Source organism: Flavobacterium sp. 140616W15 (assembly GCF_003668995.1).
GTDB lineage: Bacteria > Bacteroidota > Bacteroidia > Flavobacteriales > Flavobacteriaceae > Flavobacterium.
This window is the reverse complement of the sequence record NZ_CP033068.1, coordinates 2,877,834-2,903,511: the sequence shown is the minus strand read 5'-3', so window position 1 is coordinate 2,903,511 and position 25,678 is coordinate 2,877,834. Positions and strand designations below refer to the sequence as shown.

19 protein-coding genes and 3 tRNA genes are annotated in these 25,678 nt (G+C 32.4%); 11 read left to right on the top strand and 11 right to left on the bottom strand.

Annotation, left to right across the window (positions count from 1 at the left end; all coding sequences use genetic code 11):
• Window positions 1–116: 116 nt before the first annotated feature.
• The 3 genes from nusB to EAG11_RS12405 all read left to right on the top strand — a co-directional run bounded on the left by nusB (window position 117) and on the right by EAG11_RS12405 (window position 3,164).
• Complete coding sequence (gene nusB / locus EAG11_RS12415) at window positions 117–1,028, top strand: transcription antitermination factor NusB (RefSeq protein ID WP_129539458.1); 912 nt, start codon at window positions 117–119, stop codon at window positions 1,026–1,028.
• A 30-nt stretch (window positions 1,029–1,058) separates the two neighbouring features.
• Complete coding sequence (gene yajC, locus EAG11_RS12410; protein ID WP_129539457.1) at window positions 1,059–1,331, top strand: preprotein translocase subunit YajC; 273 nt, start codon at window positions 1,059–1,061, stop codon at window positions 1,329–1,331.
• Window positions 1,332–2,078: 747 nt separating this feature from the next.
• Window positions 2,079–3,164, top strand: a complete 1,086-nt coding sequence (locus EAG11_RS12405; RefSeq protein WP_129539456.1) for an outer membrane beta-barrel protein — start codon at window positions 2,079–2,081, stop codon at window positions 3,162–3,164.
• 162 nt (window positions 3,165–3,326) lie between these two features.
• Here EAG11_RS12405 and EAG11_RS12400 read toward each other — a convergent pair whose 3' ends face one another.
• The 5 genes from EAG11_RS12400 to EAG11_RS12380 all read right to left on the bottom strand — a co-directional run bounded on the left by EAG11_RS12400 (window position 3,327) and on the right by EAG11_RS12380 (window position 9,062).
• The gene (locus EAG11_RS12400) at window positions 3,327–4,226 is read right to left on the bottom strand and encodes an N-acetylmuramoyl-L-alanine amidase (protein WP_129539455.1); all 900 of its coding nucleotides are present in this window, start codon (window positions 4,224–4,226) and stop codon (window positions 3,327–3,329) included.
• A gap of 33 nt (window positions 4,227–4,259) precedes the next feature.
• A complete protein-coding gene (locus EAG11_RS12395) occupies window positions 4,260–4,784 on the bottom strand; it encodes a hypothetical protein (RefSeq protein WP_129539454.1) in 525 nt (174 codons plus the stop codon).
• A gap of 46 nt (window positions 4,785–4,830) precedes the next feature.
• Window positions 4,831–6,144, bottom strand: a complete 1,314-nt coding sequence (gene rimO / locus EAG11_RS12390; RefSeq protein ID WP_129539453.1) for a 30S ribosomal protein S12 methylthiotransferase RimO — start codon at window positions 6,142–6,144, stop codon at window positions 4,831–4,833.
• Between the two features lie 239 nt (window positions 6,145–6,383).
• Window positions 6,384–7,964 (bottom strand): OmpP1/FadL family transporter, encoded by a 1,581-nt coding sequence (locus EAG11_RS12385; protein ID WP_129539452.1) that lies wholly within the window; start codon window positions 7,962–7,964, stop codon window positions 6,384–6,386.
• Window positions 7,965–8,003: 39 nt separating this feature from the next.
• Window positions 8,004–9,062, bottom strand: coding sequence for a hypothetical protein (locus EAG11_RS12380; protein WP_129539451.1), 1,059 nt, complete (start codon window positions 9,060–9,062; stop codon window positions 8,004–8,006).
• 101 nt (window positions 9,063–9,163) lie between these two features.
• Between EAG11_RS12380 and proS the strand changes: the two genes are divergently transcribed.
• The 5 genes from proS to rpsT all read left to right on the top strand — a co-directional run bounded on the left by proS (window position 9,164) and on the right by rpsT (window position 11,429).
• Complete coding sequence (gene proS / locus EAG11_RS12375) at window positions 9,164–10,642, top strand: proline--tRNA ligase (protein WP_129539450.1); 1,479 nt, start codon at window positions 9,164–9,166, stop codon at window positions 10,640–10,642.
• A gap of 76 nt (window positions 10,643–10,718) precedes the next feature.
• Window positions 10,719–10,790, top strand: a tRNA-Glu gene (locus tag EAG11_RS12370).
• Between the two features lie 48 nt (window positions 10,791–10,838).
• Window positions 10,839–10,910 (top strand) — tRNA-Glu (locus EAG11_RS12365).
• Window positions 10,911–10,952: 42 nt separating this feature from the next.
• A tRNA-Glu gene (locus EAG11_RS12360) sits at window positions 10,953–11,024 on the top strand.
• Between the two features lie 153 nt (window positions 11,025–11,177).
• The gene (rpsT, locus tag EAG11_RS12355) at window positions 11,178–11,429 is read left to right on the top strand and encodes a 30S ribosomal protein S20 (protein ID WP_035622425.1); all 252 of its coding nucleotides are present in this window, start codon (window positions 11,178–11,180) and stop codon (window positions 11,427–11,429) included.
• 108 nt (window positions 11,430–11,537) lie between these two features.
• On the opposite strand, the gene EAG11_RS12350 is transcribed toward rpsT, so the two are convergent.
• Complete coding sequence (locus tag EAG11_RS12350) at window positions 11,538–11,909, bottom strand: response regulator (protein ID WP_164998703.1); 372 nt, start codon at window positions 11,907–11,909, stop codon at window positions 11,538–11,540.
• 45 nt (window positions 11,910–11,954) lie between these two features.
• Entirely contained in the window at window positions 11,955–13,670 is a 1,716-nt protein-coding gene (locus tag EAG11_RS12345; protein WP_129539449.1) for a PAS domain-containing protein, read from the bottom strand.
• Window positions 13,671–13,842: 172 nt separating this feature from the next.
• Here EAG11_RS12345 and typA point away from each other — a divergent pair, with 172 nt between their 5' ends.
• Entirely contained in the window at window positions 13,843–15,639 is a 1,797-nt protein-coding gene (typA, locus tag EAG11_RS12340) for a translational GTPase TypA (protein WP_129539448.1), read from the top strand.
• 133 nt (window positions 15,640–15,772) lie between these two features.
• Here typA and EAG11_RS12335 read toward each other — a convergent pair whose 3' ends face one another.
• Genes EAG11_RS12335 through EAG11_RS12325 form a run of 3 tightly spaced genes read right to left on the bottom strand, consistent with a single transcriptional unit; the run spans window position 15,773 to window position 19,894 of the window.
• Window positions 15,773–18,112 (bottom strand): T9SS type B sorting domain-containing protein, encoded by a 2,340-nt coding sequence (locus tag EAG11_RS12335; protein ID WP_129539447.1) that lies wholly within the window; start codon window positions 18,110–18,112, stop codon window positions 15,773–15,775.
• Window positions 18,113–18,142: 30 nt separating this feature from the next.
• On the bottom strand, window positions 18,143–18,979 hold the full coding sequence (locus tag EAG11_RS12330; protein WP_129539446.1) for an ABC transporter permease: 837 nt from the start codon (window positions 18,977–18,979) through the stop codon (window positions 18,143–18,145).
• Window positions 18,980–18,982: 3 nt separating this feature from the next.
• Window positions 18,983–19,894, bottom strand: a complete 912-nt coding sequence (locus tag EAG11_RS12325; protein WP_129539445.1) for an ABC transporter ATP-binding protein — start codon at window positions 19,892–19,894, stop codon at window positions 18,983–18,985.
• A 98-nt stretch (window positions 19,895–19,992) separates the two neighbouring features.
• Here EAG11_RS12325 and EAG11_RS12320 point away from each other — a divergent pair, with 98 nt between their 5' ends.
• Window positions 19,993–21,045, top strand: a complete 1,053-nt coding sequence (locus EAG11_RS12320; RefSeq protein ID WP_129539444.1) for a hypothetical protein — start codon at window positions 19,993–19,995, stop codon at window positions 21,043–21,045.
• A gap of 17 nt (window positions 21,046–21,062) precedes the next feature.
• Window positions 21,063–21,923: an SdiA-regulated domain-containing protein gene (locus tag EAG11_RS12315; RefSeq protein WP_129539443.1), complete on the top strand. Its 861-nt coding sequence runs from the start codon at window positions 21,063–21,065 to the stop codon at window positions 21,921–21,923.
• On the opposite strand, the gene EAG11_RS12310 is transcribed toward EAG11_RS12315, so the two are convergent.
• Window positions 21,924–25,658 (bottom strand): metallophosphoesterase, encoded by a 3,735-nt coding sequence (locus EAG11_RS12310; protein ID WP_129539442.1) that lies wholly within the window; start codon window positions 25,656–25,658, stop codon window positions 21,924–21,926.
• Between the last annotated feature and the right edge of the window lie 20 nt (window positions 25,659–25,678).

The window sequence follows — 25,678 nt, the reverse complement described above, 5'->3', positions numbered from 1 at the left end:
TTCTTAAATAAACTAAGTATAAATTTCATTATAAGGTATGAAATACTTATTTTTGCAAATTAATTTTTAAATGTTCTTACAAGGTGGTAAATAGAAGACACATACGCGTTAAAGTAATGCAGTCCATTTATGCAATGCATCAAAACGGTTCTGATAATCTTGAAAAAGAAGAGAAGTTTCTTTTTTATAGTATTGATAATATTCAGGATTTATATCTTGTAATGGTTTCTTCGTTAATCGAAATTTGTAAAAAAGAGACAATTTTTTTACACTTATCAAGTAAAAAACATCTTGCGACTCCTGAAGAGCGTAATCCAAACGAAAAATTTATTAAGAATGCTATTTTTCAAATCCTAGCTGAGAATAATTCTCTTAGTATAGCTTTGGAGAATCGTAAAATCACTAATTGGTCATTAAATGATGATTATATTATATTACTTCTTAATGATATTAAGGCAAGTAAGCAGTATGCAAAATACATGAGTAATTCAGTAAACACGTTTGAAGAAGACAAACAGTTTATTGTTGATTTATTCACAGAAGTAATCGTTCCTAATGAAAAATTATACGAGTACTTAGAAGATGATAAGCTTACATGGGTAGATGATATTCCTGTGGTAAATACACATATCATCAAACAATTAAAAGGTATTACTGCTGGAGAGGACGATAATTTTAGAGTTCCTAAATTGTATAAAGATAATGAGGATCGAGATTTTGTAAAAGACTTGTTTAGAAAAACAGTTTTAAATGAATCTGAATTTGCGAAAGAATATGTAGATAAAACTCCAAACTGGGATAGTGATCGTATTGCAGAAATAGATACTATTATCTTAAAAATGGCAATTTGTGAATTTTTAAAATTCCCATCAATTCCAGTAAAAGTAACTCTTAACGAATATTTAGAAATTGCAAAAGAGTATTCTACGCCAAAAAGTAGTATTTTTATCAACGGGATTTTAGATAATCTTGTAAAAGAACTGGAGGCTAGCAAGAAATTAATTAAAGCTGGTCGTGGTTTAATGTAATAATTATTAAATAAAAACAGAATTTAAATTATGGAACAATTAACTCAATTTGCACCGTTTCTATTAATGTTTGTAGTGATCTATTTCTTTATGATTAGACCGCAACAAAAACGTGCGAAAAATGAAAAAGAATTTGAAAATAGCCTAAAAGTAGGTGATAAAATTATAACAAAAAGTGGTCTTCATGGAAAAGTTTCAGAGCTTGCAGAAACAACTGTAGTTATCGAAACAATGTCTGGAAAATTAAAAATGGAGCGTTCTGCAATTTCTATGGAAATGAGTGCGGCTTTGGCTAAGAAATAGTCTGCTTTAAGTAATATACTAAGTCCCAATCCGAAATAACGGATTGGGATTTTTTTTGTCTATAATTTAAGGAAACTTTCTTCTTGTCTTAGTAGTTGTCCTTTTTTAATGGTTTTAGTGCTTCCTCTTAGGTTAATTGATTTTGAGTCTTTGTTTGGTTGTTTGGTTTTGCAGTTGTTTTATTAGTGATTTTAGCCTTTTTTGATGTCTATGACTTTCGGACTTTTTACGATGTGTACGAACTTGTTTTGGCTGTTTGTTTTGTAGGACTGTAATTGTTAGTTTCTTTTCTGTTCTGATTGCGTTTTATGATGTTGTTTGTTTTTTGTTATTTTGTATGTAAAATTAATCTACCCTATTTTTTAGTGGGGTTATGTGTTCTTTTTAGCATTTTTAAGTTTATTTTATTATTTTTTGATGGGGTATGTGGTTTTGTTTTGTGTTTTTAGTTCAGTTTTTCTATTTTATAGGTTATTGATTTTTTTAAAAACATACCTCTAAAATGTATAATAGTGATAATTAGGTGTCGTAATTTTTGTAATCCGTAAATCTTTCTGAAACAGATCAAAAAAATAAATTTTTTAAGATTATCTAATCTAAAAGTTAATAAATTCGCCTCAGAAACATGTTTTACCAAGGCTATTTATTAGTATAAATCAGTACTGCAGTTCTTTGATATTATATAGAATATAAATGGCATTCATAAAAAAATAACCAAACCAATTATTAACCAAAACCATTTAAAACATGAAAAGAGTAATACATATTTTAGCTTTAATGTTAACGAGTTCTTTTGCTCTTGCCCAGGAAGATAAAGAAACGGTTGCTCCAGTGACAGTATTTGGAGGGTCGGCAGATGTTTATTACAAATATGATTTTTCTAAACAACAAAACGGTTTAACTAGTTTTACAAATTCACAGGACTCATTCGAATTAGGAATGGCTTCTATAGAAGCTTCACATAAATTTGGAAAAGCTTCTGCTTTTGTAGATTTAGGATTTGGTACAAGAGCAACAGAGTTCTCTTATAATGAGTACAATAATAATAAGGCTTCTTTTTTGATAAAACAATTATTTCTTAAGTATGATTTATCCGATAGTTTTTCTGTAACTGCAGGTAGTTTTGGTACTCATATTGGGTATGAATTATTGGATGCTGTTGATAATAAGAATTATAGTATGTCATATGCATTTTCCTATGGGCCTTTTTTTAATACAGGAGTGAAGGTGCAATACGTAACTGGTGAGTTTAGTTTTATGTTAGGTGTTACTAATCCTACTGATTTTAAATCAGTGATGGAAGCTGGTTCTAGTCAAAAAACATACCTAGGACAATTGGCTTACATTGCCGATACAGGTAGTGCTTATTTGAATTTCACTTCAGGAAGTACGAATTCTACTCCTGGTACTGCGGTTGTGCCAACAGGAGAAAATAAAACACAATTTGATTTTGTGGGGACAAAGGCTCTTAGTGATGCTTTTTCTTTAGGACTCAATGCAACGTATGCTAAAACTACTAATGATTATGATAGTGATCTTGATGGAGAATGGTTTTCATTAGTTGGATATGCTTATTATAAGTTTAAAGAGAATCTTGGATTAGCCTATAGAATGGAATATTTTAATGCAAAAGATGCTGTAGCAAGTTTAGGAACAGTTGCAGGTTCAAATGTTTTTGCAAATACCGTATCACTTAATTATAAAGTTGGAAATATGACGATAATTCCAGAGATAAGACTAGATAATGCTTCTGAGGATGTTTTTCTTAACAGTAATTCTGCTCCAACAGGAAAGATGGCCTTTGCATTAGTTGCAGCTACCTATTCTTTTTAAAATATTAAGATTGATATTTTTTTTTTTTTTTTATTTTTTTGAACTGTCAAAACATAATAATGTTTTGGCAGTTTTTTTTATTTACAGTTATTGCTATAAAAAATAAAACACGCTTTAGAGTTGTCTAAAGCGTGTTTTTATGTAATATGAATTTATGTCTTTTTATTGTTTTTTATAAATAGAATAAATTGTATTTATTGTTTTTCTGTCTAATACATTATCAACTTCGGTTTGGATATAATGTAGTTTAAAAGCTGTTATTGCAGCTGTAAGGTTTTTAGTATTGTAGCCAATAATTCGCAAGGCAGGTTCAATTCTAAAATCGAAAGGAGCTTCTTCTAGTATCTCATCTTGCCAGATTCCAAATCCTAGTCCAGCTAGTGTTTTCCAGGGAAACAATTTACTTGGGTCTTGTTTTCTGCCTGGAGCAATATCGGCATGGCCTAAAATATTTTGTGTTGGTACGTTGTATTCCTTTTTTAGCCTTGTCAAAAGGGCAATTAAGCTATTCATCTGTGTTTCCGAAAAAGGTTCAACTCCGTTGTTATCAAGTTCAATACCTAGTGAAGAGGAGTTAAGATCGGTGTTTTTTCCCCATGTAGCATTACCAGCATGCCACGCACGTAAATAATCATTTAACATTTGGACCACTTTACCGTCTCTCGAGATAATGTAATGAGCACTTACTTGTGTTTTTGTTTTAGTAAATGTATTTATGGTTTGTTGTAAAGAATCCTGAGCTGTATGATGGATAATGATAAAGTTAGGTTTACGTAAATTAAAGTTTACAGTACCTATCCATTGTGTATTAATGCCATTTTGTAGCGAAGTAGATCCAGTTTGCGAAAGCGAGTCCTTATAAATGTGTAACTGATTTGCATATGACGTGTCTATGCTTATAGTTGCAACAGGAGGAGGTATAGGATGCGCTTCTTTGTTTGTAATTTTATCTTCAAGAGACTTAAGTTGCTGATCGTATACTTTTTCACTTGTTTTATATGGATTCGTAGAGCAAGAAGTAATTGCAATTGCTATGGTCAAACAGTAAAAATACTTTTTCATGTCTTAAAAATTGTTTTATGTTTTTACTAACAATTACTGTTCTTTTTCTTTTTTCTTCTTCTTTTTTGATTTTTTAGAACTACTTTGATCTTTTAGTTGTTCCATATAAAGAGTGTATTTTTCCTTTTGATCTTTGCTTAAAAAATCGGATACTCTTTTATCTGTAGCATCAGAAAGCGCTTGAATTTGTTTTATTTTTTCGTCTTGACTACTGCTTTCATTTTTCAAAAGTATGCCCTGTTCTTTAATGCTTTCGATAAGAACATTCGATACTGCAATTTCTTGAAGAGCATCAAGATTTAGTTCAGGCTTCATGTTTTCCATTATTTTAGCAACAGTTACTTCAACAGGAATTTCTTTTGGCTTAGAAGTGTTTGCAGATGGTCCCATGCCACCCATGCCTTGACTCATTCCGCCGTTCATTCCTCCTCCGTAGCCACCTCGGCCACCATATCCATTACCGTAGCCATTTCCATATCCATTTCCGTATTGTGCAGAAACTGAATTAGCAAAAAATAAAATAAATGCAAAAACTATTGCAGCTTGAATTGTTTTCATGTTTTATATCTTTAAAATCAAAAAATCAAAAAAATGTATTGTAAATTTAAACAGGTTCGCCGTATAAATCAAATTCTGTAGCTTCTATTATTTTAATATTAACAAATTCTCCTGTTTTTACATAATGTTTAGAGGCATCGATTAATACTTCGTTGTCAACATCAGGGCTGTCAAATTCAGTTCTTCCAACAAAATGAGCGCCTTCTTTTCTGTCAATAATACATTTGAAGGTTTGTCCAACTTTTTCTTGGTTTAAATCCCATGAAATCTGAGATTGTAATTCCATGATTTCGTTAGCACGATCTTGTTTTACTTGATCTGGGACATCGTCTTCTAGTAAATAAGCATGTGTGTTTTCTTCATGCGAATAGGCGAAACATCCCATTCTGTCAAATTTCATTTCCTGAACAAAGTCCTTAAGAATATTGAAATCTTCTTGAGTTTCTCCCGGGTATCCTACAATTAGCGTAGTTCTGATAGCCATTCCAGGAACAGCTTTGCGGAAATCTTTTAATAATTGGGTTGTTTTTTCTTGAGTTGTGCCACGTCGCATTGATTTTAAAACTGAATCCGAAATGTGTTGTAACGGAATGTCAATATAGTTACAAATCTTAGGCTCGCGTTTCATAACCTCTAGTACATCCATTGGGAAACCAGTAGGGAAGGCGTAATGTAAACGAATCCATTCAATGCCTTCTACTTTTACTAACGCTTCAAGTAACTCAGCTAAATTTCTTTTCTTATATATATCAAGACCGTAATAAGTTAAATCTTGGGCAATCAAAATCAATTCTTTTACACCATTTTTAGCTAATCCTTCAGTTTCTTTAACTAATTTTTCAATGGTTTGAGATACGTGTTTCCCACGCATAAGAGGAATCGCACAAAAACTACAAGGTCTATCGCAACCTTCTGCAATTTTTAAATAAGCGTAATTTTTTGGAGTAGTTGTTAAACGCTCACCTAATAATTCATGTTTATAATCGGCACCCAATGCTTTTAATAATTGAGGTAACTCAGTAGTTCCGAAAAATTGATCTACATTTGGGATTTCTTTTTCTAAATCAGGTCTGTAACGTTCAGATAAGCATCCTGTTACAAAAACTTTATCGACTAGTCCTTTTTCTTTTTTGTCTGCATACTCTAAAATCATGTTTACTGACTCCGCTTTAGCGTTATCAATAAAACCGCAAGTATTTATAACAATAATATTGCCTTCTTCGGCAGCAGGAGCTTCATGTGTTACTTCTTTTCCGTTAGCGCGAAGTTGACCCATAAGTACTTCACTATCATATACATTTTTCGAACACCCAAGAGTGATTACGTTGATTTTATTCTTTTTTAAAGACTTGGTTCTCATACTTTTATAAATTGGAGTGCAAAATTACATTTTTTATTCCTAGAAACACCATGATTCCTTGTTTTTTCTGAAGTTGGTATTGTTGGTTTTAGGTGCTTTCCGATAGTTATTGGGATTAAGTGTTTGCTTTATCTTTTCTATTTCCTTGATGAACAGAAAAAAGGTTTTGTTTTTATCAGAGCTAAAAAAAATCCGTCTGATAAAGATCAGACGGATTTTATACGTGTGTCAATGGTTTGTTATAGTTCAAATAACATTGTTAATGAAACATTGTTGAATTTTGAATTGATATTAGCGGTATCTGTAAATCCTTGATTAAAGAATGCTTGTTGAGAATTTCTTTTTGCGTAAGAATAAGCTAAATCTACTTTAGTTGCGCCAAAATTATATCCTAAACCTCCAGAATAGCTGTTTAAATCACCAATTGTAGTGCTATTTTTGTATGGGCTTTGTTCGTATCTATAACCAGCTCTTAAGCTAAGTAGTTTGATTTTGTATTCAGCACCAACTCGTACTTCGCTACTGTTGGTTAATTCATTGCTCATTGTGTTATTTACGCCTCTAAAATGGATATCGTTAGTAGGTTTGAATTTAGTGTTGCCGTAATCTTTTATAGCATAATCTACGCTTAATAATCCAGTTTTTCCAAAAACGTATGCAAAACTGGCAGTCCATTTTCCAGGAGTCTGCAGTTTGTATGCCTCATATACATTAATGATTTGTGGATCAACTATAGTAGGGCCTAATTCTCCAGTGTTGTTGCTTCTTACGCTGACTAATTTTTGTGTGGTTTCGTCGTACAATTTATACCAAGTATTTGATTCGTATGCAAGTCCTAGTCTTACTTGGTTAGTTACTTTTGCAATAGCACCTACTTGAAAAGAAAAGCCATTCCCGTAAGTGTACAGTTGGTTGTCAAAACGCAATCTGTTTATTTGGTCAACTGTACTGTTATTATTGGTGTTGTCCTCATAAAAGCTTGTGTTTCTTGTGTAGTCAGCGAAATGAGAATTCAAGTTTATTCCAATAAATAATTTGTCTTTATATGAAGTTGCTGCATTAAATGATAATTTACCATTGTAACCGTTGGTATGAATTTCATTTTCCTGATAATAATTTCCTCCGGCAGGAACAAGCGAGTAGTATGGACTATTTGGATTATTTTCATTTGTTGGTTCGACTATAAAGCCTTGGTATCCTAACATTGCTTGTTGAGCAGAATAACCTGTTAATCCAGGGTATTGAAGGTTTGGGAAATTACTGCCAAGGAAGCGGTATAAGCGACTTATAGATTCTCCATTTTTTGTAATAACATATTCTTGTGGTACTGGTGCACCGTTATTGCCTTCATTGGCATAGCTTAGAAAATATTTATCTATAGAGTTTGTTGGGTTTACACCTGAAGAAAAAATGTTATTATTGTAGTTGTTGGTGTTTTCGTAATTAACAGCTATAGATAGTTTTTTCCAATTGCTACTTGGGCGAGGATCTTTAAATACCATAACTCCACCAGCCTGATTCAGTATGAATGAATTTTCGCTATCCTTAGTTTTTGTTCCAAAATAATTAGAGTTATTTTTAGTGTTGTAATTACTTAATGTTACTCCAAATTGATTGTTTGCAAATATTGCAGAACCAGCAGGGTTAATGTTCAAAGAAGATAAGTCACCACCAAGTGCTCCAAATGCACCTCCCATAGCGCGGAAACGAGCAGTTCCGTTTAAGTTGTCTTGTGAATAGCGCATTGCATCAGATATATCTTGTGAATGTACTGCGCTTATAGATAGTCCAGTAAGGACTAGGAATATATACTTTTTCATAATTCAGGTAAATTTTAGTTCATTTAAAGGAGAAGTAAATTATCTTCTTCCTCCGCCAGAAGATCTTCCGCCACCGCCAGAAGTTCTTCCTCCGCCACCGCCATCGTATGAACGACCTGATGAACTTGGAGTATAAGATCTCGATGGAGTATTGTTAGAGCTCGGGCTATATGTTCTACTAGGTGCACTACTACTGTTGTCTCTGCGGGTTGGTGCGTAGCTGTTGTTTTGTGAGCCTGAAGCTGGATTTCTACGAGTTGGTGCGTAAGTGCTGTTTGAAGATTGATCTCTTCTAGTATAATTAGAATTACCATTGTTTCTACTAGTTGTATTGTAAGAGTCGTTTCTTCTGTAATCTGTATAATTAGTACTGCTACTTCCTCTTCTGTTAGTGAAGTTTGAGTTTTGAGAATTGCCTCTTCTGTCAGTGTAGTTGCTGTTGCTACTGCCTCTTCTGTTTACAGAGTAATCAGAGTTTCTGTTAGAGTAACTTCTGTTTGAGTAATAATTATTTCTATTTATGCTATTGTTATAAATAGCACCTCTTCGGCCAGCGTTGTATGAGTAGTTGTAGTTGTTGCGGTATCCGTAATAAGGTCTGTATCCGTAGTAAGGATAGTATGAAGGGTAGCCCCATCCAAATCCTCCACCATAATAAGGATAGCCCCATCCGCCATATCCGTATCCGAAACCTCCGTAGTATGGGTATCCAAATCCTAGACCAAATGATAATCCCCAAGTGTTAGGGTATATGTTTACAGAAACATCTTGAACATTGCTTCCCCAAGCAGGATAACTTATGCTTGAACTTGTTATGCTGTCGTCGGCTTCATTGTATGAACCATAATTGTCAACATTTGTGAAGATTTCTGTAGGTTCATCATTGTTTTGTAGGGAACTAAAATATTCTTTGTATTGATTATTAGTGCCTGTTGTAGTAACTCTTTCAGTGTAATTATTAGAAGATGCTCCGTATATTCCGTCATTGTCGTAATAAGAGCTATTTTGATAAGAACCACACGAAGTTACTAGTAAACACAGTACGCCTATAGTTGAAAAAAGGGCTGTGTTTTTTTTGAGAAAAATATTAGTTTTCATATCTGTGGGTTTTTTTATTGTTGGACATTACAAAAATAGTTAGTTTTGTGGAACTATTTAGTTAAAATAAGTTAAACAAAATTTGTGCCAAACTATTCATTATGAGTAAGAACCTTACTACAAGATCAGAAGATTATTCGAAATGGTATAACGAGCTGGTTGTAAAAGCGGATTTAGCCGAGAATTCAGGAGTTAGAGGATGTATGGTTATTAAGCCGTACGGATATGCTATTTGGGAAAAAATGCAAGCTGAATTAGATCGAAAATTTAAAGAAACAGGACATCAAAATGCCTATTTCCCTTTATTTGTTCCTAAGAGCATGTTTGAAGCGGAAGAGAAAAATGCCGAAGGATTTGCAAAAGAGTGTGCTATTGTTACACATTATAGATTAAAAAATGATCCGGATAAACCCGGAAAATTAATGGTTGATCCTAATGCTAAGTTAGAGGAAGAATTAATTGTTCGTCCAACTAGTGAAGCTATTATATGGTCTACTTATAAAGGATGGGTGCAATCATACCGTGATTTACCTTTGTTGATCAATCAATGGGCAAATGTTGTTCGTTGGGAAATGAGAACTCGACTATTTTTGAGAACGGCTGAATTTTTATGGCAAGAAGGGCATACTGCTCATGCTACAAGAAGTGAAGCTATTGAGGAGTCTGAGAAAATGATGAATGTATACGCAGAGTTTGCTGAGGGTTTTATGGCAATTCCGGTTGTGAAAGGTCTTAAAACAGAATCAGAGCGATTTGCAGGAGCAGAAGAAACTTATTGTATTGAAGCGCTAATGCAGGATGGGAAAGCGTTACAAGCAGGAACGTCACATTTCTTAGGTCAGAACTTTGCTAAAGCATTTGATGTGAAGTTTGCTAATGCAGAAGGAAAGCAGGAATATGTTTGGGGAACTTCTTGGGGAGTATCTACTCGATTAATGGGTGCTTTGGTAATGACACATTCTGATGATAAAGGATTAGTTCTGCCTCCAAATTTAGCTCCTATACAAGTGGTGATTGTTCCTATTCATAAAACAGATGAGCAGTTGGATGAAATTTCGGTTGTGGTTAATGAGTTGGTTTCTCAATTGAGAAAGCTTAACGTTGCTGTGAAATATGATGATAGAACAACACAGAAGCCAGGGTTTAAGTTTAATGAATATGAATTAAAAGGAGTGCCAATTAGAATTGCGGTAGGTCCTAAGGATTTAGAAAATGGAACTTTTGAGGTTGCAAGAAGAGATACTTTGACAAAAGAAATAGTTTCGAAAGATGGAATTGTTACTTATGTGAATGATTTATTAGCTCAGATTCAAGTTGATTTATTTAATAAAGCATTAGATTACCGTAATTCACATATTACTGAAGTAAGTAATTTTGATGAATTTAAAGATGTCTTGGAGAATAAAGGTGGTTTTGTATCAGCACATTGGGACGGAACTATAGCTACAGAAGAGAAAATTAAAGACTTGACAAAGGCAACTATTAGATGTGTTCCTTTGGATGGTGTAGAAGAGGCTGGAAGCTGTGTGTTTACTGGTAGTCCTTCTTCTAGAAGAGTGCTTTTTGCTAAGGCATATTAAAAAAAAATATTTTTTTTGCATTAGCTATTGTAGAACTCAAAAATAGGTGTATCTTTGCATCCGCATTAGGGAAGCAGGCCCGTTCGTCTATCGGTTAGGACGCATGGTTTTCATCCATGTAAGAGCGGTTCGATTCCGCTACGGGCTACTACTTTTTTTGCGTGTTAAAAGTTATTTGAAGATTGAATAATAAAATGGCCCGTTCGTCTATCGGTTAGGACGCATGGTTTTCATCCATGTAAGAGCGGTTCGATTCCGCTACGGGCTACAAATTCAATTTTTATTAAATTGAAAAACTTAGAAGAATACTGGTCCGTTCGTCTAGGGGTTAGGACTTCAGGATTTCGTCCTGGTAACAGGGGTTCGATTCCCTTACGGACTACTAAAATTAGTTGTGAATAAGTTTTGTAAAATAAGAGCTGGTGTCTCGGTTTTTGTTTTATTAGTTAAAGCTAAAGTGATTGTTTTACAATTGTGGGAGGCTTTTCTTTTTTAACTAGTATTTATAATTATTACATCTAAAATTAAAAGAAAAATGGCAAATCATAAGTCAGCATTAAAAAGAATCAGAAGTAACGAAAAAAGAAGAGTTCTTAACAGATATCAACACAAAACTACTCGTAATGCTATTAAAGCGTTAAGAATAGCTACTGATAAACAAGATGCTACTTCAAAATTATCAACTGTAATTTCTATGATTGATAAATTAGCGAAAAAGAATATCATTCATGATAACAAAGCGTCTAATTTAAAATCTAAATTAACGAAACATGTAGCTAAATTGTAATCATACAATTTGCTTAAAATATATAAAAAAGTTCTCTTTTAGAGGGCTTTTTTTATGCTTTAAAAAAACTCCTTAAGTAATTGTTTTAATTATTTAAGGAGTTTTCTGTTAAATGCTCATTTTGTTTTTTATGTATTCAAGCATTTGCAGTGTGATTGGTTTTGAGAGAAAGTCAAGTATCATTGGGTAGTTTTTTGCTTTTTCTAGGTCTTCTGGATCAATTGTAGAGGATAGTATGATTATGTTGGTGGTGTTGAAGTCGGAGTAGTTAGGTGTAGAGAAGTGGTCTAAAAATTCCCAGCCTCCCATTACAGGCATGTTTAAGTCTAGGAAAATAAGTCGTGGTTTTTTAGTGTTAAGATCGGTAGGCTTAGTATTGTATTTAAGAGAGTTGAAGTATGATAAGGCTTCTTCTCCGTTTTGTGCGGTTATTATTTCTTTAGAAAATTCAGCTTTTGTGATTACTTTTTTACATAACATTAGCGCTATGGGTCGTCGTCTATGCATAAAATTTGATCAAACATTTTATTTGTTTTTAAATATTAGAGTAAATGAGGTTCCTTTGTTAACCTCGCTGTCTATACTGATTGTTCCTCCCATTGTTTCTACTTGAGATTTTACCAGGTATAATCCAAGTCCTTTGCTATCGGGGTAATTGTGAAATCTTTGATAAAGCCCAAAAACTTTATCTCTGTTTCTTTCAAGGTCGATTCCGATTCCGTTGTCTTTAAAGGTTAGTATTATTATGTTGTCTTCAGTTTGATTGGCTGAAATGGTGATTTTTAATTTACGGTCTTTTGATCTGTATTTAATTGAATTGGTTAATAGGTTTAATAATATACTTTCCAAATAGGCTTTGTTGATATTTAATACTGTTACTTTTTCAAAATTTAGTTTTATTATTGGTTTGTGTAATTCAATTTGAAAACTTAGCTGATTGAATACATTTTCAAAAACTTCGTTTAGTAAAACTTCTTCTTTTTGGATTGATGGGTTGTCTTTAATTATGATAACTTTCACTAAATCATTGATGGTTTCGTTTAGTAAATGAGTTGATTTGTTGAAACCGTTTAATATTTCTTTTAGTTCTTCATTTTCTATTGGAATGTCTTCTATAAGGTTTAATAGTCCAGTTAGGTTTGATAAGGGTGATCTGAGATTGTGAGAAGTTATATAGGAGAATTGTTTTAAGTCTTTGTTGTTTTGGGTTAATTCTCTGATAAGGTGCTCTTTTTCTTTTTCTAATTTTTTTTCTTCAGTAGTGTCTCTTTGTATTGATATCCAGTGAGAAACTTCGTTTTCGGCATTGAAAATAGGAATCATTGAGTAGCGAACCCAGTACTCTTCTTTGTTCTTGGTGTAGCTAATAGTTTCTATTGAGCACTCTTCTTTGTTTTTTATTGCTTTTATTAGTTTTCGGAGCTCGCTGGAATCAGATTTTGGACCTTTAAAAATATTAGGTGATTTTCCTACTATCTCTTCAGATTGGTATCCTGACATTTTTGAAAAAGATGGATTTACGTATACGATTTTAGGTATTTTGCCATCATGTGAGTCGGCTTCGGTAATCAGGATGGAATCTCGAGATTGAGTAATTACAGTTTCAAGTAGTTTTAATCGTTGTTCTTCTTCTTTTTGTTTTGTGATATCTTGTATGGCACCAATCATTCTGATCGCTCTTCCATTTTCGTCTTTTAAAAGGAAACTGCGATGAAGGATATATTTATAAGTAGCATCAGCGCATCTAAATCGATATTGATCTTGCCATTTTTCTGTTTTTTGTTCTATAAATGAATATAGTTTTACTGACATTCTGATGCTGTCCTCAGGGTGGATTTTGTCAAACCACCATCTCGAGCTATCGCCAACTTCTTCTGGTTTGTATCCGAAAACATTTTCAATTCCTTTGTTCCAGGTAATGTTGTCTTCTTGAATTTTCCAGTCCCAAATTGTGTCACTGGTCGCTTTAGCAACTATGTTATATTTTTCGTTTGATTCTTTAATTTCGTCATTCGATTTTTTTAGTTTTTCGAATACTGTAATGTTTCTGGCGTCGTTTTTCGATAGTATATACCTGTAGAGTAGGCCTGTTAAAATAATGAAAATAAGATCTTTTATGAAACTGAAATAGTAGTATTGAGTATTTGAGATATTGTTAAGCAGGTATTTGTGGCAAATGATTGCCAGAAATAGAGAAATGACAAAGTAAATTAATGTAATTTGATTGGTTTTGTTTTTCATTACTCAAATATAATTAATAATTACCAAATTATTAAACATCGATTATAAGATATTTAAAAGCCTTGAAATAAAACTAATTTTTGTACGTAATCAGTTAAGAATATGTAAACTATTCCCGAAATAGTTTTTATATTAAAAAAAAGTGTACCTTTGCACCCATTAAAAATCTCAGATGGAATCTATTAGAAATATTGCAATTATTGCCCACGTCGATCACGGTAAAACCACTTTGGTTGATAAAATTATGTATCACTGTCAGTTATTTCGTGACAACGAAAACACAGGTGATTTAATTCTTGATAATAATGATTTAGAGCGTGAGAGAGGTATTACTATTACTTCTAAGAACGTTTCGGTTCAATACAAAGGAACTAAAATCAATATTATCGATACTCCTGGTCACGCCGATTTTGGTGGTGAAGTAGAACGTGTACTAAACATGGCCGATGGTGTATGTTTACTAGTAGATGCTTTTGAAGGACCAATGCCACAAACTCGTTTTGTATTACAAAAGGCAATTGACTTAGGATTGAAGCCATGTGTGGTTATCAATAAAGTTGATAAAGAAAACTGTACTCCAGAAGAAGTACATGAAAAAGTTTTTGACTTAATGTTTGAATTAGGTGCTTCAGAAGAACAATTGGATTTTCCAACTGTTTATGGATCAGCTAAAAATAACTGGATGTCTGATGATTACAAAAATCAAACAGAAAACATTGAGCCTTTACTAGATATGGTAATTGCTAATGTTCCAGCTCCTAAAGTTTCTGAAGGAACTCCACAAATGTTAATTACATCTTTAGATTTCTCTGCATTTACAGGTCGTATCGCTATTGGTCGTCTTGAAAGAGGAATTTTAAAAGAAGGTATGGCTATTTCTTTGGTAAAAAGAGATGGTAAAGTTATAAAATCAAGAATCAAAGAATTACACACTTTTGAAGGACTTGGTCGTAAAAAAGTTGAGCAAGTAATTGCAGGTGATATCTGTGCGATTATTGGAGTAGAGGGTTTTGAAATTGGTGATACTATTGCTGATAACGAAAATCCAGAAGCTTTACAAACAATTGCTATTGATGAGCCTACAATGAGTATGTTGTTTACAATTAATGATTCTCCTTTCTTTGGTAAAGAGGGTAAATTTGTAACTTCTCGTCATATTAGAGAAAGATTGACAAAAGAATTAGAGAAAAACTTAGCTATGAAGTTAGGTGAAACTGATTCTGCTGATAAATTCATGGTTTTTGGTCGTGGTGTACTTCACTTATCTGTTCTTATTGAAACAATGAGAAGAGAAGGTTACGAATTACAAATCGGTCAACCACAAGTTATCATCAAAGAAATTGATGGTAAAAAATGTGAGCCAATTGAGGAATTAACAATCGATTTACCAGAAAATCTTTCAGGTAGAGCAGTTGAGTTCGTAACAGTTCGTAAAGGCGAAATGTTAAGTATGGAAACTAAGGGTGAGCGTATGATTATTAAATTTAATATTCCTTCACGTGGAATTATTGGTTTAAGAAATCAATTGCTTACTGCTACAGCTGGTGAGGCTATTATGTCACACCGTTTTATTGGATACGAGCCTTACAAAGGTGAAATTTCTGGACGTAACAAAGGTTCATTGATTTCTATGGAAAAAGGAAAAGCTATTCCTTATTCTATCGATAAATTACAAGATCGTGGTAAGTTCTTCGTTGAACCAAATGCTGAAATTTACGAAGGTCAGGTAATTGGAGAAAACTCTCGTGCTGATGATATGTGTGTAAACGTAACTAAGGAGAAAAAACAATCTAACGTTCGTTCTTCTGGAAATGATGAAAAAGCAAGAATCATCCCTCCAATTATTTTCTCATTAGAGGAAGCTTTAGAGTACATTCAAAAAGATGAATATGTAGAGGTAACTCCAAAATCTATTCGTTTGAGAAAAATCTATTTGACTGAAACTGATAGAAAAAGATTTAAAATCTAATCAGATATATATAATACTAAAAAAGCCATTCACATGTGAATGGCTTTTTTTATGCTCGTAATTTTTAGATAAATATTATTCTATGATATTTTGAATAACGACAAGCTTCAAAAAATAATGATTTTATAGATGGTTATCTTTTTAAACTAAAATGTCCTTTGATTTCTTTTCCGTTTTCAAACATCAAAGTAAACCAATAATCATCAGAGGGGAGTTCGCGACCTGTATAATTTCCATCCCATCCTGCGTTTGTAGAATTCATTTGTTTTATTAATTTTCCATAACGATCAAAAATTGAGATAGTGTAATCTGGCATCTGATCTAAATTTTTAATTCGCCAGGTATCATTATAGCCATCTCCGTTAGGGGTAAAGAATCTTGGATAATCAAGAACGTAGAATACTGACGATATAGTCGTTCCACATTTATTCTTATCTCTTGCATATGCTTTGTAAATTCCAGCTAATATGCCTTTAAATAATGGGCTATCTTGATAATCTATTCCGTCTAACGAAAATTCATAATTACCAATCCCATTATATTCTATTAAAACTGAATTTTCATTTGCAGAAAAATCTTTAATTTTAGTTCCTGTAATTATAGCGACATCAGAGGCAACAACATTGAATTTCTTCGTTTTTTCGCAACCATTTATATCGGATACTGTAACAGAATAATTTCCAGCGTTATTTACAGAAATAGTATTTGAGGTTGACCCTGTGTTCCAGTTGTAACTTTCAAACCCTGTGGCAACAGTTAGATCAATTATTGCATCTTTACATAAAAAGAAGGTTTCAGTATCAAAATTAGGAGGGTTAAATACATTGATTATTAGCTTAATTGGAGTCACAGCGTAACAGTCTGGGCCATTAATAATACGGGCATATAAGGTTTGATTAAATGCAATTGTATTTTTGAAGTTATTAGGCAAAGGATTTGTCTCTGTGATGGCATTGTTTTCAGTTAGATAATAATTTGCTAACAATCCTGGAGGTAGCCCATTTATAAGCTGTGGAGTAACTTGAGTGTTTAGATTAAATTCATACAATCCATCCGTGTCTTCATCACAAACTGCAATAGGATTTTGTGGGAGTATGATGTTGTTTGATATTTTTAATTGGAGGGTTGCATATTTTGCACAGCCATATTTATTTTCAACTCTTGCATTAATAATTTCTGTAGGTAAACTATTAGTGTAGTTTTTAGGATCAGTAATTGGATTCAATTTTGCTTGAGCATCTGCTAATGATTTGTAATATACAATGCTTAAATTTGGGTCATTGTTCTTTATTATTGCATCAACTTTGGTCAGATCAAATGTAGTACTGTTATCTGAGTCTATGTCGCATTGAATTAAGGTCGTATTTGTTGTTGTAATTTCTGAGGCGTATTCAATTTTTATTTCATCAGTAGCAGAACATGACGAAGGAGCCATTAGAACATTTACTTTGTATGTGCCAGCTTCCTTAACTGTAAATGTGGGGCCTTTTTCTGTATTGTCTTTTATGCCATCTTTATACCATTCATAAATGTAATTAGAGCCTGCAGGAGAATTTAGTTTTGTGTCTAGGACTAATTCATCTCCATAACATAATGGATTATTGCTGCTTGATTCTCGGTCTTCTCCTAAATCTATTTCAGAAGTAAAGCTCCCTGCTTCAAGAAAAATAGCCGAATCATAATATGCATTTCTATCGTCGGCTATTACTAATTTTATATGGTATGTTTTGCCAGCAATTACATTAGTTTCAGATTTCATTACAATAGTTTGTCCAGTGTAATTTGTTGCGCCCGTTCCTACAGTGTTTAATCCGTTAAAGTAAATTTCATTTACGGCTTCACATCCAGGAATTAAATTGCCTTTATTGTCAAGAACGGATTCGATTTTTGGACGAACGGTCCTAGATGAAACAGGCGTGTTCGTGTTTGGTAATACTGCTAAATTTTTATAGGGTTCAGTACTGTTTTTTTCTTTTATGAGGAAAGCAAAACCATCAGAATAATAACATGGATATACATTTTGGTATTCATTAGAAGCAAAAATATAATTGAAACTTATGAAATTTGTTAATGGTGAAAAATCAAATTCTAAAACGGTAGCGTTTATAGAATTTATACCTAATATTTGATCTAAATCAGAATCGCCTAACCAGAAGTCGCTTCCACCACCACCATCATCTTTTATTACTGGGCCAATCGAATTACGACTGCTCCCAGTAGTAAGTACTACCCCTTCTTTAAATGGGAAATTACTCGTTCCAGCATTAAAATAAGCAAAACTTTTACTCCCAGGAGTATATTCATCTCCAGTTGCTTCTGGGTTTGTTACTGTGGCACAGGAACTATTGACTAATACTTTTTCTATTAATTCTTGAGTGCTTTTTGTCTCATCAATGATAATAGATTGTGCATTGGCTTTTATCCCAAGCCAAAAGATGAAAATTATTGATATAATTATTTTTACTGCCTTCATTAGTAACTAAAAAAAGTAAAAACAAATATACTATAGATCTCGGCTTTTTAGTAATTTATAAGAGAAGAAAATGAAAAGGAATGTCCAAATCAAAACAATCACAACTGAAATGTAATCAACATTATAGTTTTTTGTGTTTTCAACTCCCATTTGTATCCCAATATTCTTTATTACCGATAATCTAGTAAATGGTTCGACAATTAAGTTAGACATGGCTTCAAGAGGAAGTAATCGAATGAAATAATCTGCAATTTTGCTTTCAGGGAAAATTATAAAAGTTAGAACAGTTTTTATAATGCCTTCAAGAATACTCCATACAAGTAGGAATCCCAATGCGAATGCAGAACGTTTTACTAATATTCCTAAAAATAAACAAAATGAAAAGAATCCTGTTAGTTTTATGAAAAAAGCAAAAAGGTATTCCATGCCAGAAAAAATAATTCCAATTTCGGTATAAGAAGAAAAACATAATCCTAATAGTAAGCTCATTATGAATACGAAAACAGTAGAGCAAAAAGAAAATAAGATTACGGTGTAGAACTTTGATAAAACAAACTCTTTTTTACTTAAACCATCAATAAGGTTTTGCTTTAAAGTCCCATAACTATATTCATTAGCCATCATAGAGACAATTACAATTGCTAAGAAAAATTTTAACCAAGCAGCGATATAAGTGTTGAAATGCCAAATGAAAGGAAAATTAAAAATTCCCATTTCAGCCAAATGAAATTTAAAGGCACCTAAGTCGAATTTTATAGATGCAATTAATGCAATAAAAGTAAGAAGAATAAAATAGGCTAATGTTAATATACGGCTGGCTTTATTTTTCCAAATTTTTTGTAGTTCTATAGAGAGAAGTCTGTTCATGGCTTATTTATTTTTTATAGAAGCGTTATTGGTTAGTTCAAGAAATTGTTCTTCTAAACTGTTTTTACGTTTTACTAAATGGTTTAAGGTGATGTTTTGTGAAAATAAAAAGCGGTTTAAATCTGCGGCATTTAAATCGTTTTTTAAATAAACCAGAATCATTTCTTTTTCTTTTATTATACGGTCAACAGCAGGATGAGTCTCTGTCACTGCAATTAATTTTTCAGTATCATCAGCTTGTATTTCAAAGAAGCCTTCATTTGCAGACATGCCGCCAACTGGACCAGAATATAAAATTTCGCCTTTTCTTAAAACCACGACATCAGTACATACTTTTTCAACTTCATCTAATAAATGTGAGGCAAGTAATATCGTTGTTCCTTGAGAGGCAATTTTTTTTATGATATCACGAATCTGATGAATTCCTTGTGGGTCTAAGCCATTTGTTGGTTCATCAAGAATTAATATTTCGGGGTCGTTTAATAAAGCTGATGCAATGGCTAAACGCTGTTTCATCCCCAATGAAAAAGTACTAAACTTGCTGTTTTTTCTCTCGTTTAAACCTACTAATTCTAACTTTTCATTTATTTTAGAATAATCGATGTTTTTGATTTTACAAACCAATTTTAGATTTTCTTCAGCAGTCATGTAGGGATAAAAGTTAGGTCTTTCGATAATTGCACCTACTTTTTTTAATGCGTCATGTGTTTGTATTTTACCACCAAACCAGCTGTATTGCCCAGAAGTTTTGTTTACTACATTTAAAACGATTCCTAATGTTGTAGATTTTCCGCTTCCGTTTGGGCCTAGAATTCCATAAACGCGACCTTTTTCTATTTCGAATGAAATATCTTTCAGAGCCTGAACCCGCCCATATCTTTTGTGTAGGTTCTGTATTGTGAGTATTGTTTCCAAATTTATTAGTAGTTTTAGTTTTTAGTAAGACGTTTCAGTTTGGTTTTTGTTACTGAATGGTTTATATTTAATATAAATTTGTATCAAATATATTTAAAATGAGTGAACCTTTGATGTTTTTTAAAAAGCCATCGTATCCATTAACAAATCCATTGTTAGATTACTTGGAGCGTTATGAACGAATCTCAAAAGTTTCGGTTTTTTATGATGATTTATTGCGTTTTTCAGGTGCTATAAATGTATATGATAAAAATGATAAAGACACCTTATGGATTCGAGTTTATTATAGTGAATTTGAAAGAAATGAAATTGATTTGAATCTGAAAAAAATCTATTCACTTTTGCATTCGGATGGTAACACTGATATTATTCAATTCTTGAATGTTGATGCAATTGATTATTGTACGTTTGGAAATTCTAAGCCTTTTAGAATAAAAGTTCGAAATATTTTAAATGACAATTATGTTCATTTTTATATTAAAAAGGCTGATGCTTCTCGAATTTATGGTCTTGAATTAGAGGAAATATTATCTCCTGATAAAATTAACTTTTTGGTATATAAGGATACTTTAATCGAAGAGCACATAATTGGTATTCCAGGGGATATTTTTATGAGTACGTTACTTAAAAATTGTACTGAAACGGAGAAATCTCAAATTGCTAAAGAATTTGTAAAGTTTAATGAACGCTGTATGATTAGGCTTTTGGGTGATATGCGAGCGTATAATTATGTAATTGTTCCGATTCACGATTTTGATCAGGTAGTATATAAAATTCGCCCAATCGATTTTGATCAGCAATGTTATGAGGGGAATTTTAAAGTGTACCGACCGCAGTTTTTTAAAGAAAATTACCCAATGATTGAATTGGTTAAGGATAAACTAGAAGATCGATCCATTGTGCAGTACAAAGATGAGGAACGTGCAATTTTAGCAAAACGTATTCATTCTGCTGATAACAGAATTAAAAAGTTATTGCACATTATGAGTGAGGACTCTATTTCGCCAGAAGCAAATTTAAATCAACTAAAAATGGAATTATATCGTTATACTAATGATTTGAATTTTAAAAACGCAAAATCAATGGGGCATGTTATGTCAGCGGCATTTGGTTTTATTACTAGAAATTTAAAAAACACAAATCTAATATAGAATCTTAAATTTATAATATGAAAAATTATATCGCTCTTATTGTTGCATTTATTTTGTTGGCTTGTCAGCAAGATTCCAGTGTATTGAAAACGTTATACCCATTACCTAAAAAACTTAAAGAAGTTTCTGGAATTACTTATTTCCCCGAAACGGGTATGCTTTGGGCATTAGAAGATAGTGGTAATGCTAATAAAATCTATGGGTTAAATGCTCAAGGCGAAATTGCTAAAACAATTACAATTGCAAATGCTACGAATATCGATTGGGAAGATATTACTAAGGATAAAGCAGGTAATTTATACATTGGCGATTTCGGAAACAATGATAATATCCGTAAAGATTTATGTATTTATAGAATTGATAAATCGGCTTTAGGGAAAGAAAATGCAGTTTCAAGCTATAAAATTTCATTTGCATATCCTGAACAAAAAGATTTCCCTCCTAAGAAAACACAAATGTTTTATGATGTTGAGGGATTCTTTGAGTTTAAAAATAATTTCTATTTATTTACAAAAAACAGAAGCAAGAATTTTGATGGTACGGCATCTATTTATAAAATACCAAATGCTGCAGGAACACAAAAAGCTACTTTAATAGGAACTTTTAAAACATGTAGTAATTACAATCATTGTGCAATTACTAGTGCTACAATTAGCCCAGATATGAAAAAAGTGGTTGTTTTATGTCACGATAAATTAGTCCTTTTTCAAGGATTTAAAGGAGATAATTTCCATAAAGGAACACAAACGGAGATTGATTTAGACCATTTTTCTCAAAAAGAAGCTGTTGCTTTTAAAGATAATAAGACATTGTTAATAGCCGATGAAAAGACAAAAAAAGTTGGAGGTAAGGTATATGAATTTACTTTTAAAAAATAATTAAAAACCAAATCCTATACCAAACGCAATTCTCGCTTCTTCGTCAACGCTTTTGAAATAAGTTAGTCTAGCAGTGATTACATCCAATCCGTTGAGCCATAAACCTCCGCCTACGGATTGGTGCCATTTGTTTGAGTTTTCTCCTGTTGCCCAAACGCGGCCATAATCAAATCCTCCAAGAATCCCGTAAGACATTGGTAAGATACTTTTTCTTATTTTTCCTAAACTCCATCGAACATCGCTACTTTGATAAAAAGATTGGTTTCCTAAGAAACGTTGATTTCTATACCCCCTTAAATCATAATCACCACCCAAAGTTGCTCCTTGGAAAAAATCGAAATTATTATTAAAGAGTATTTTTGATTTGATTATAGTTGCAAAAACAAACTTACCATTTGAATCAATTTTGTGATTGAAATTAATTTTGCTTTCTAATGATGGGAAATTTTGCTTGTTGTCATCCAGATTGATTTTCCAGTTTCCAGCTACTGAAAATCCAAATCCCATAGATGGGAATGATGGTAAATCGTAGTTCTCATAACTGTATTTTACTGTTGCTCCAGCGTATTGCTGACTTTTAAATACATCAGGATTAGCTACTCCTGGCGTATTTATGAATCTGCCTGAGGTTTCTTCGATTCTAATTTTTTCAAAAGATGTGGCAAAATTAAGCTCACTTCCATATTTACCTACTTTCTTAATAGATGGAGTTACTCTTATAGCACGCATACGCACACGGTTATAATTCATGCCTAAATCTTCATCATTGTTTACAGTCTCATTACCATAACCAAAATAATTTATCGTAAAATTTGGGCTGGTTAAAATTGATTGCACATCAAAATCCCATTTACCTAACACTTTAGGGAAATGTCCGTCGTAAATAAGTTCATATCCATTGGTTGCAAAAAAGTAATTGGCTTTTAAAATGTGTTTTTGTGTATACGGATTTTGATTGAATTTGTTTACTGTATAATTAGCAACGATACCTAATTTTGCACCATCGTCAGGATTATAACCACCATTTGGGAGGCCTGAGAAAGCGTTATATTTTGGTTTTTCATAGTCGTATAGATTCGTTTGGTAATCATCAGTAAGTGCTGTTTTGGTTTTAGAATCTATATCGTAAGTGTTATTTTTTGATTTGAAATCATAAATTTTCACTCTTTTTCCGTTGGAAACCATATAGGTGTCATTGTTTTGACCACCTATCAAGCGAATACTTATTCGAGAATTAAAGTCTCCTTTTACTTCAAAAACATCATCGTCATCTAATCCATAAACCCAAAGATTTTTGGTTTTGCCAGCTGTGAAATTTTTCGTGTAAATTAATTCTTCACCATTTTTCTTAATGCGATATACTTCTACATCAAGTTTGTTTTTTGCTTTATGTGTAATTATAAATTTATCTTTTTTATCAGTTCCAACTATTAAAACTGTTTTTTGTAGTACTCTATAATATTCGGTAGCATATTTTTGCAACTCCTTTTTTCTTAGTTTTAGTTTACGTTTAATATCCTTGATAGTTTCATCTTGCACTTCTTTTGGTAAATTATTAAAAGAAGCATCTATATCAGCATCGGTTAGATTTTCTTGTATAAATTTGGCTTGTTCTATCCAATCATTTTCATGAGCAGTTTTTAAGAAAGCAATATCTTGAGGATAAGGTTCACGATTAAACCATTTTACGTTTCTAATATCATCTTTAAAGGATTGCATATGACGAAGAGCTGGCATTTGCATTAAAAGAGAAAGTAATGCGCCATCGTATTTTGTAAAAGCTTGATCTCTATCTCTAGGAATTGGTTTGTAAATAATTTTATTTCCTTCGTTGTATTCACCCCAACGCCATTGGTCACTGTGTCTGTCCCAATCACCAATAAGCATGTCAAATAATCGGGCTTTTATGTATTCTTTTTCGTCAATGGTATATTTTTCATCTTTATGGAGATTTTTCATCACATCATCAGTACTGATTATATTCAGCGGTTTTCCAAAAGTTTTTAAACTTATTTGACTGCTAGATGGACGTTCTTCTACCATATATAATTCATCTCCGAAATTATAATTATATCCTTTAAGGATTTCTTGTTTAGGAATATAATATAAGACAGGGTTAGTGTGAGATAGTCCGATTTTGTCTGCTAAATTGCCGACAGCAAATGGTGTGTAAGGGTGAGAAGTTGTATAGAAGTCTAGTAAAAAGTTCTCGGCATAGGTATTATCAAATTGATCTTGTACAAATTGATCCTTAAAAGCTACAGATTGAAGAAATCGTGAAGCACTTTTTTTCAAAGCACGCATCACATATTCTTTACCGTCTTTATCTACAATTCGTAATGATTTTGATTGATGTCCTCCGCCTTCTCTTTTTGGTGTAATACCGCCAAAAAGAGTGTCTAAAGAAACTGTTTTGGCTTCAATAGGCATGCTGTAATATTTTCTGTAATGTTTACCGAATAAAAAATTATGGAAAATGCTTTTCTTAGTCATTTCACTTGAGTAGATAGATGCCTTTGTTATTGCATTAAACTTGGCTGGTAAGTTTTCATGATATACAGTGTCTTTTACTGTGATAATATTTTGATCAAATAACAGTTTTTCTTTTTTGTTTTCATTACTGTAAAAAGCAAGTCTGGCATCTCCGTTTTTATAAAGAGTTAATGAAGCATATCCATTGCCACCATATGAAAAATCATTTGGATATACTGCCTTTGCTGCTTCAGATTTTGAACCAGCACCACTTATAATTTGTTTTATATTATCCTTGTTGATGTATTGTAAATTATGATCATGACCAGAAATAACAATAACATTATCTTGGCTTTGTAAAAGGGTTTTTACTCTTTTTACAAACTGTGTGTAGACTTTGTTTTGTATGTCTTGTGGGCTTACTCCAGAAGTTTTACGAAGTAAATTTATTACTGAACCAATAACAGGTAGTGGAATTTTTTGCTCTAAAGGGAATAATTGCTTTTCTAAGGAAAATTGACCTCCATGTGTACCATTACTCATTAAAGGATGGTGGACAGCTATAAGAACAGTTTTTTCTCTATTCTTATTTAAAATACTTTCTAATTCTTCAAAGAATGCTTCACGGGTTTTAATATCGCAATTATCATTCATTGTAGGATTGTCGTCCCAGTCTTCTAGAAACCACTGACTGTCTATAACTATTAAAGTAGTTTGTTTGTTTATTTTTAACTGTTCGATGGCACAGCTTTTTTGTGGTAAGAATGCTTTTTTATTATTTAAGTATGTCGTTACAAATTTTGATTGACGTTCGATTCCTTCAATTCCGCTATACCAGTCATGATTACCCGGGATAAAAATTGTTTTACCGTTGAAACCTTTAGTTAATTCTAACTGATTTGTTAGTTTTTTTTCTGCAAGAGCAGTAGCATCTATGTCTTTTGGATTAGGAAATCCGTAAGGGTAAATGTTATCTCCTAAAAATAAAAGTGTCGAGTTTTTATCTGAACTTTGTAACCTTTTGTGCAAAAGTTCAAGAGTTTGTTGTGCTTGTTCTTCGTCGGCATTTCCTGCGTCTCCAACTAAATATAAAGTATGGGCAATTTTTGTAGTATCTAATGCGTTTTGTGAAATAGGATTTTCTACGTCTTTCCCAAACTGAGCATGATGTGTTGCACAAGATTGAGTCAAAAAGAAGCTTAAAATTCCAATTAAATATGTGTTAATCTTATTTGTAAAATGATTATCCGAAAACAATTTCATAATTTAGTCGTATAAAAATA

Bases quoted from the DNA above. Each gene is read 5' to 3' on its own strand.
- nusB (WP_129539458.1), top strand. From the start codon at position 117: ATGCAGTCCATTTATGCAATGCATCAAAACGGTTCTGATAATCTTGAA.
- yajC (WP_129539457.1), top strand. From the start codon at position 1,059: ATGGAACAATTAACTCAATTTGCACCGTTTCTATTAATGTTTGTAGTG.
- EAG11_RS12405 (WP_129539456.1), top strand. From the start codon at position 2,079: ATGAAAAGAGTAATACATATTTTAGCTTTAATGTTAACGAGTTCTTTT.
- EAG11_RS12400 (WP_129539455.1), bottom strand. From the start codon at position 4,226: ATGAAAAAGTATTTTTACTGTTTGACCATAGCAATTGCAATTACTTCT.
- EAG11_RS12395 (WP_129539454.1), bottom strand. From the start codon at position 4,784: ATGAAAACAATTCAAGCTGCAATAGTTTTTGCATTTATTTTATTTTTT.
- rimO (WP_129539453.1), bottom strand. From the start codon at position 6,144: ATGAGAACCAAGTCTTTAAAAAAGAATAAAATCAACGTAATCACTCTT.
- EAG11_RS12385 (WP_129539452.1), bottom strand. From the start codon at position 7,964: ATGAAAAAGTATATATTCCTAGTCCTTACTGGACTATCTATAAGCGCA.
- EAG11_RS12380 (WP_129539451.1), bottom strand. From the start codon at position 9,062: ATGAAAACTAATATTTTTCTCAAAAAAAACACAGCCCTTTTTTCAACT.
- proS (WP_129539450.1), top strand. From the start codon at position 9,164: ATGAGTAAGAACCTTACTACAAGATCAGAAGATTATTCGAAATGGTAT.
- rpsT (WP_035622425.1), top strand. From the start codon at position 11,178: ATGGCAAATCATAAGTCAGCATTAAAAAGAATCAGAAGTAACGAAAAA.
- EAG11_RS12350 (WP_164998703.1), bottom strand. From the start codon at position 11,909: ATGTTATGTAAAAAAGTAATCACAAAAGCTGAATTTTCTAAAGAAATA.
- EAG11_RS12345 (WP_129539449.1), bottom strand. From the start codon at position 13,670: ATGAAAAACAAAACCAATCAAATTACATTAATTTACTTTGTCATTTCT.
- typA (WP_129539448.1), top strand. From the start codon at position 13,843: ATGGAATCTATTAGAAATATTGCAATTATTGCCCACGTCGATCACGGT.
- EAG11_RS12335 (WP_129539447.1), bottom strand. From the start codon at position 18,112: ATGAAGGCAGTAAAAATAATTATATCAATAATTTTCATCTTTTGGCTT.
- EAG11_RS12330 (WP_129539446.1), bottom strand. From the start codon at position 18,979: ATGAACAGACTTCTCTCTATAGAACTACAAAAAATTTGGAAAAATAAA.
- EAG11_RS12320 (WP_129539444.1), top strand. From the start codon at position 19,993: ATGAGTGAACCTTTGATGTTTTTTAAAAAGCCATCGTATCCATTAACA.
- EAG11_RS12315 (WP_129539443.1), top strand. From the start codon at position 21,063: ATGAAAAATTATATCGCTCTTATTGTTGCATTTATTTTGTTGGCTTGT.
- EAG11_RS12310 (WP_129539442.1), bottom strand. From the start codon at position 25,658: ATGAAATTGTTTTCGGATAATCATTTTACAAATAAGATTAACACATAT.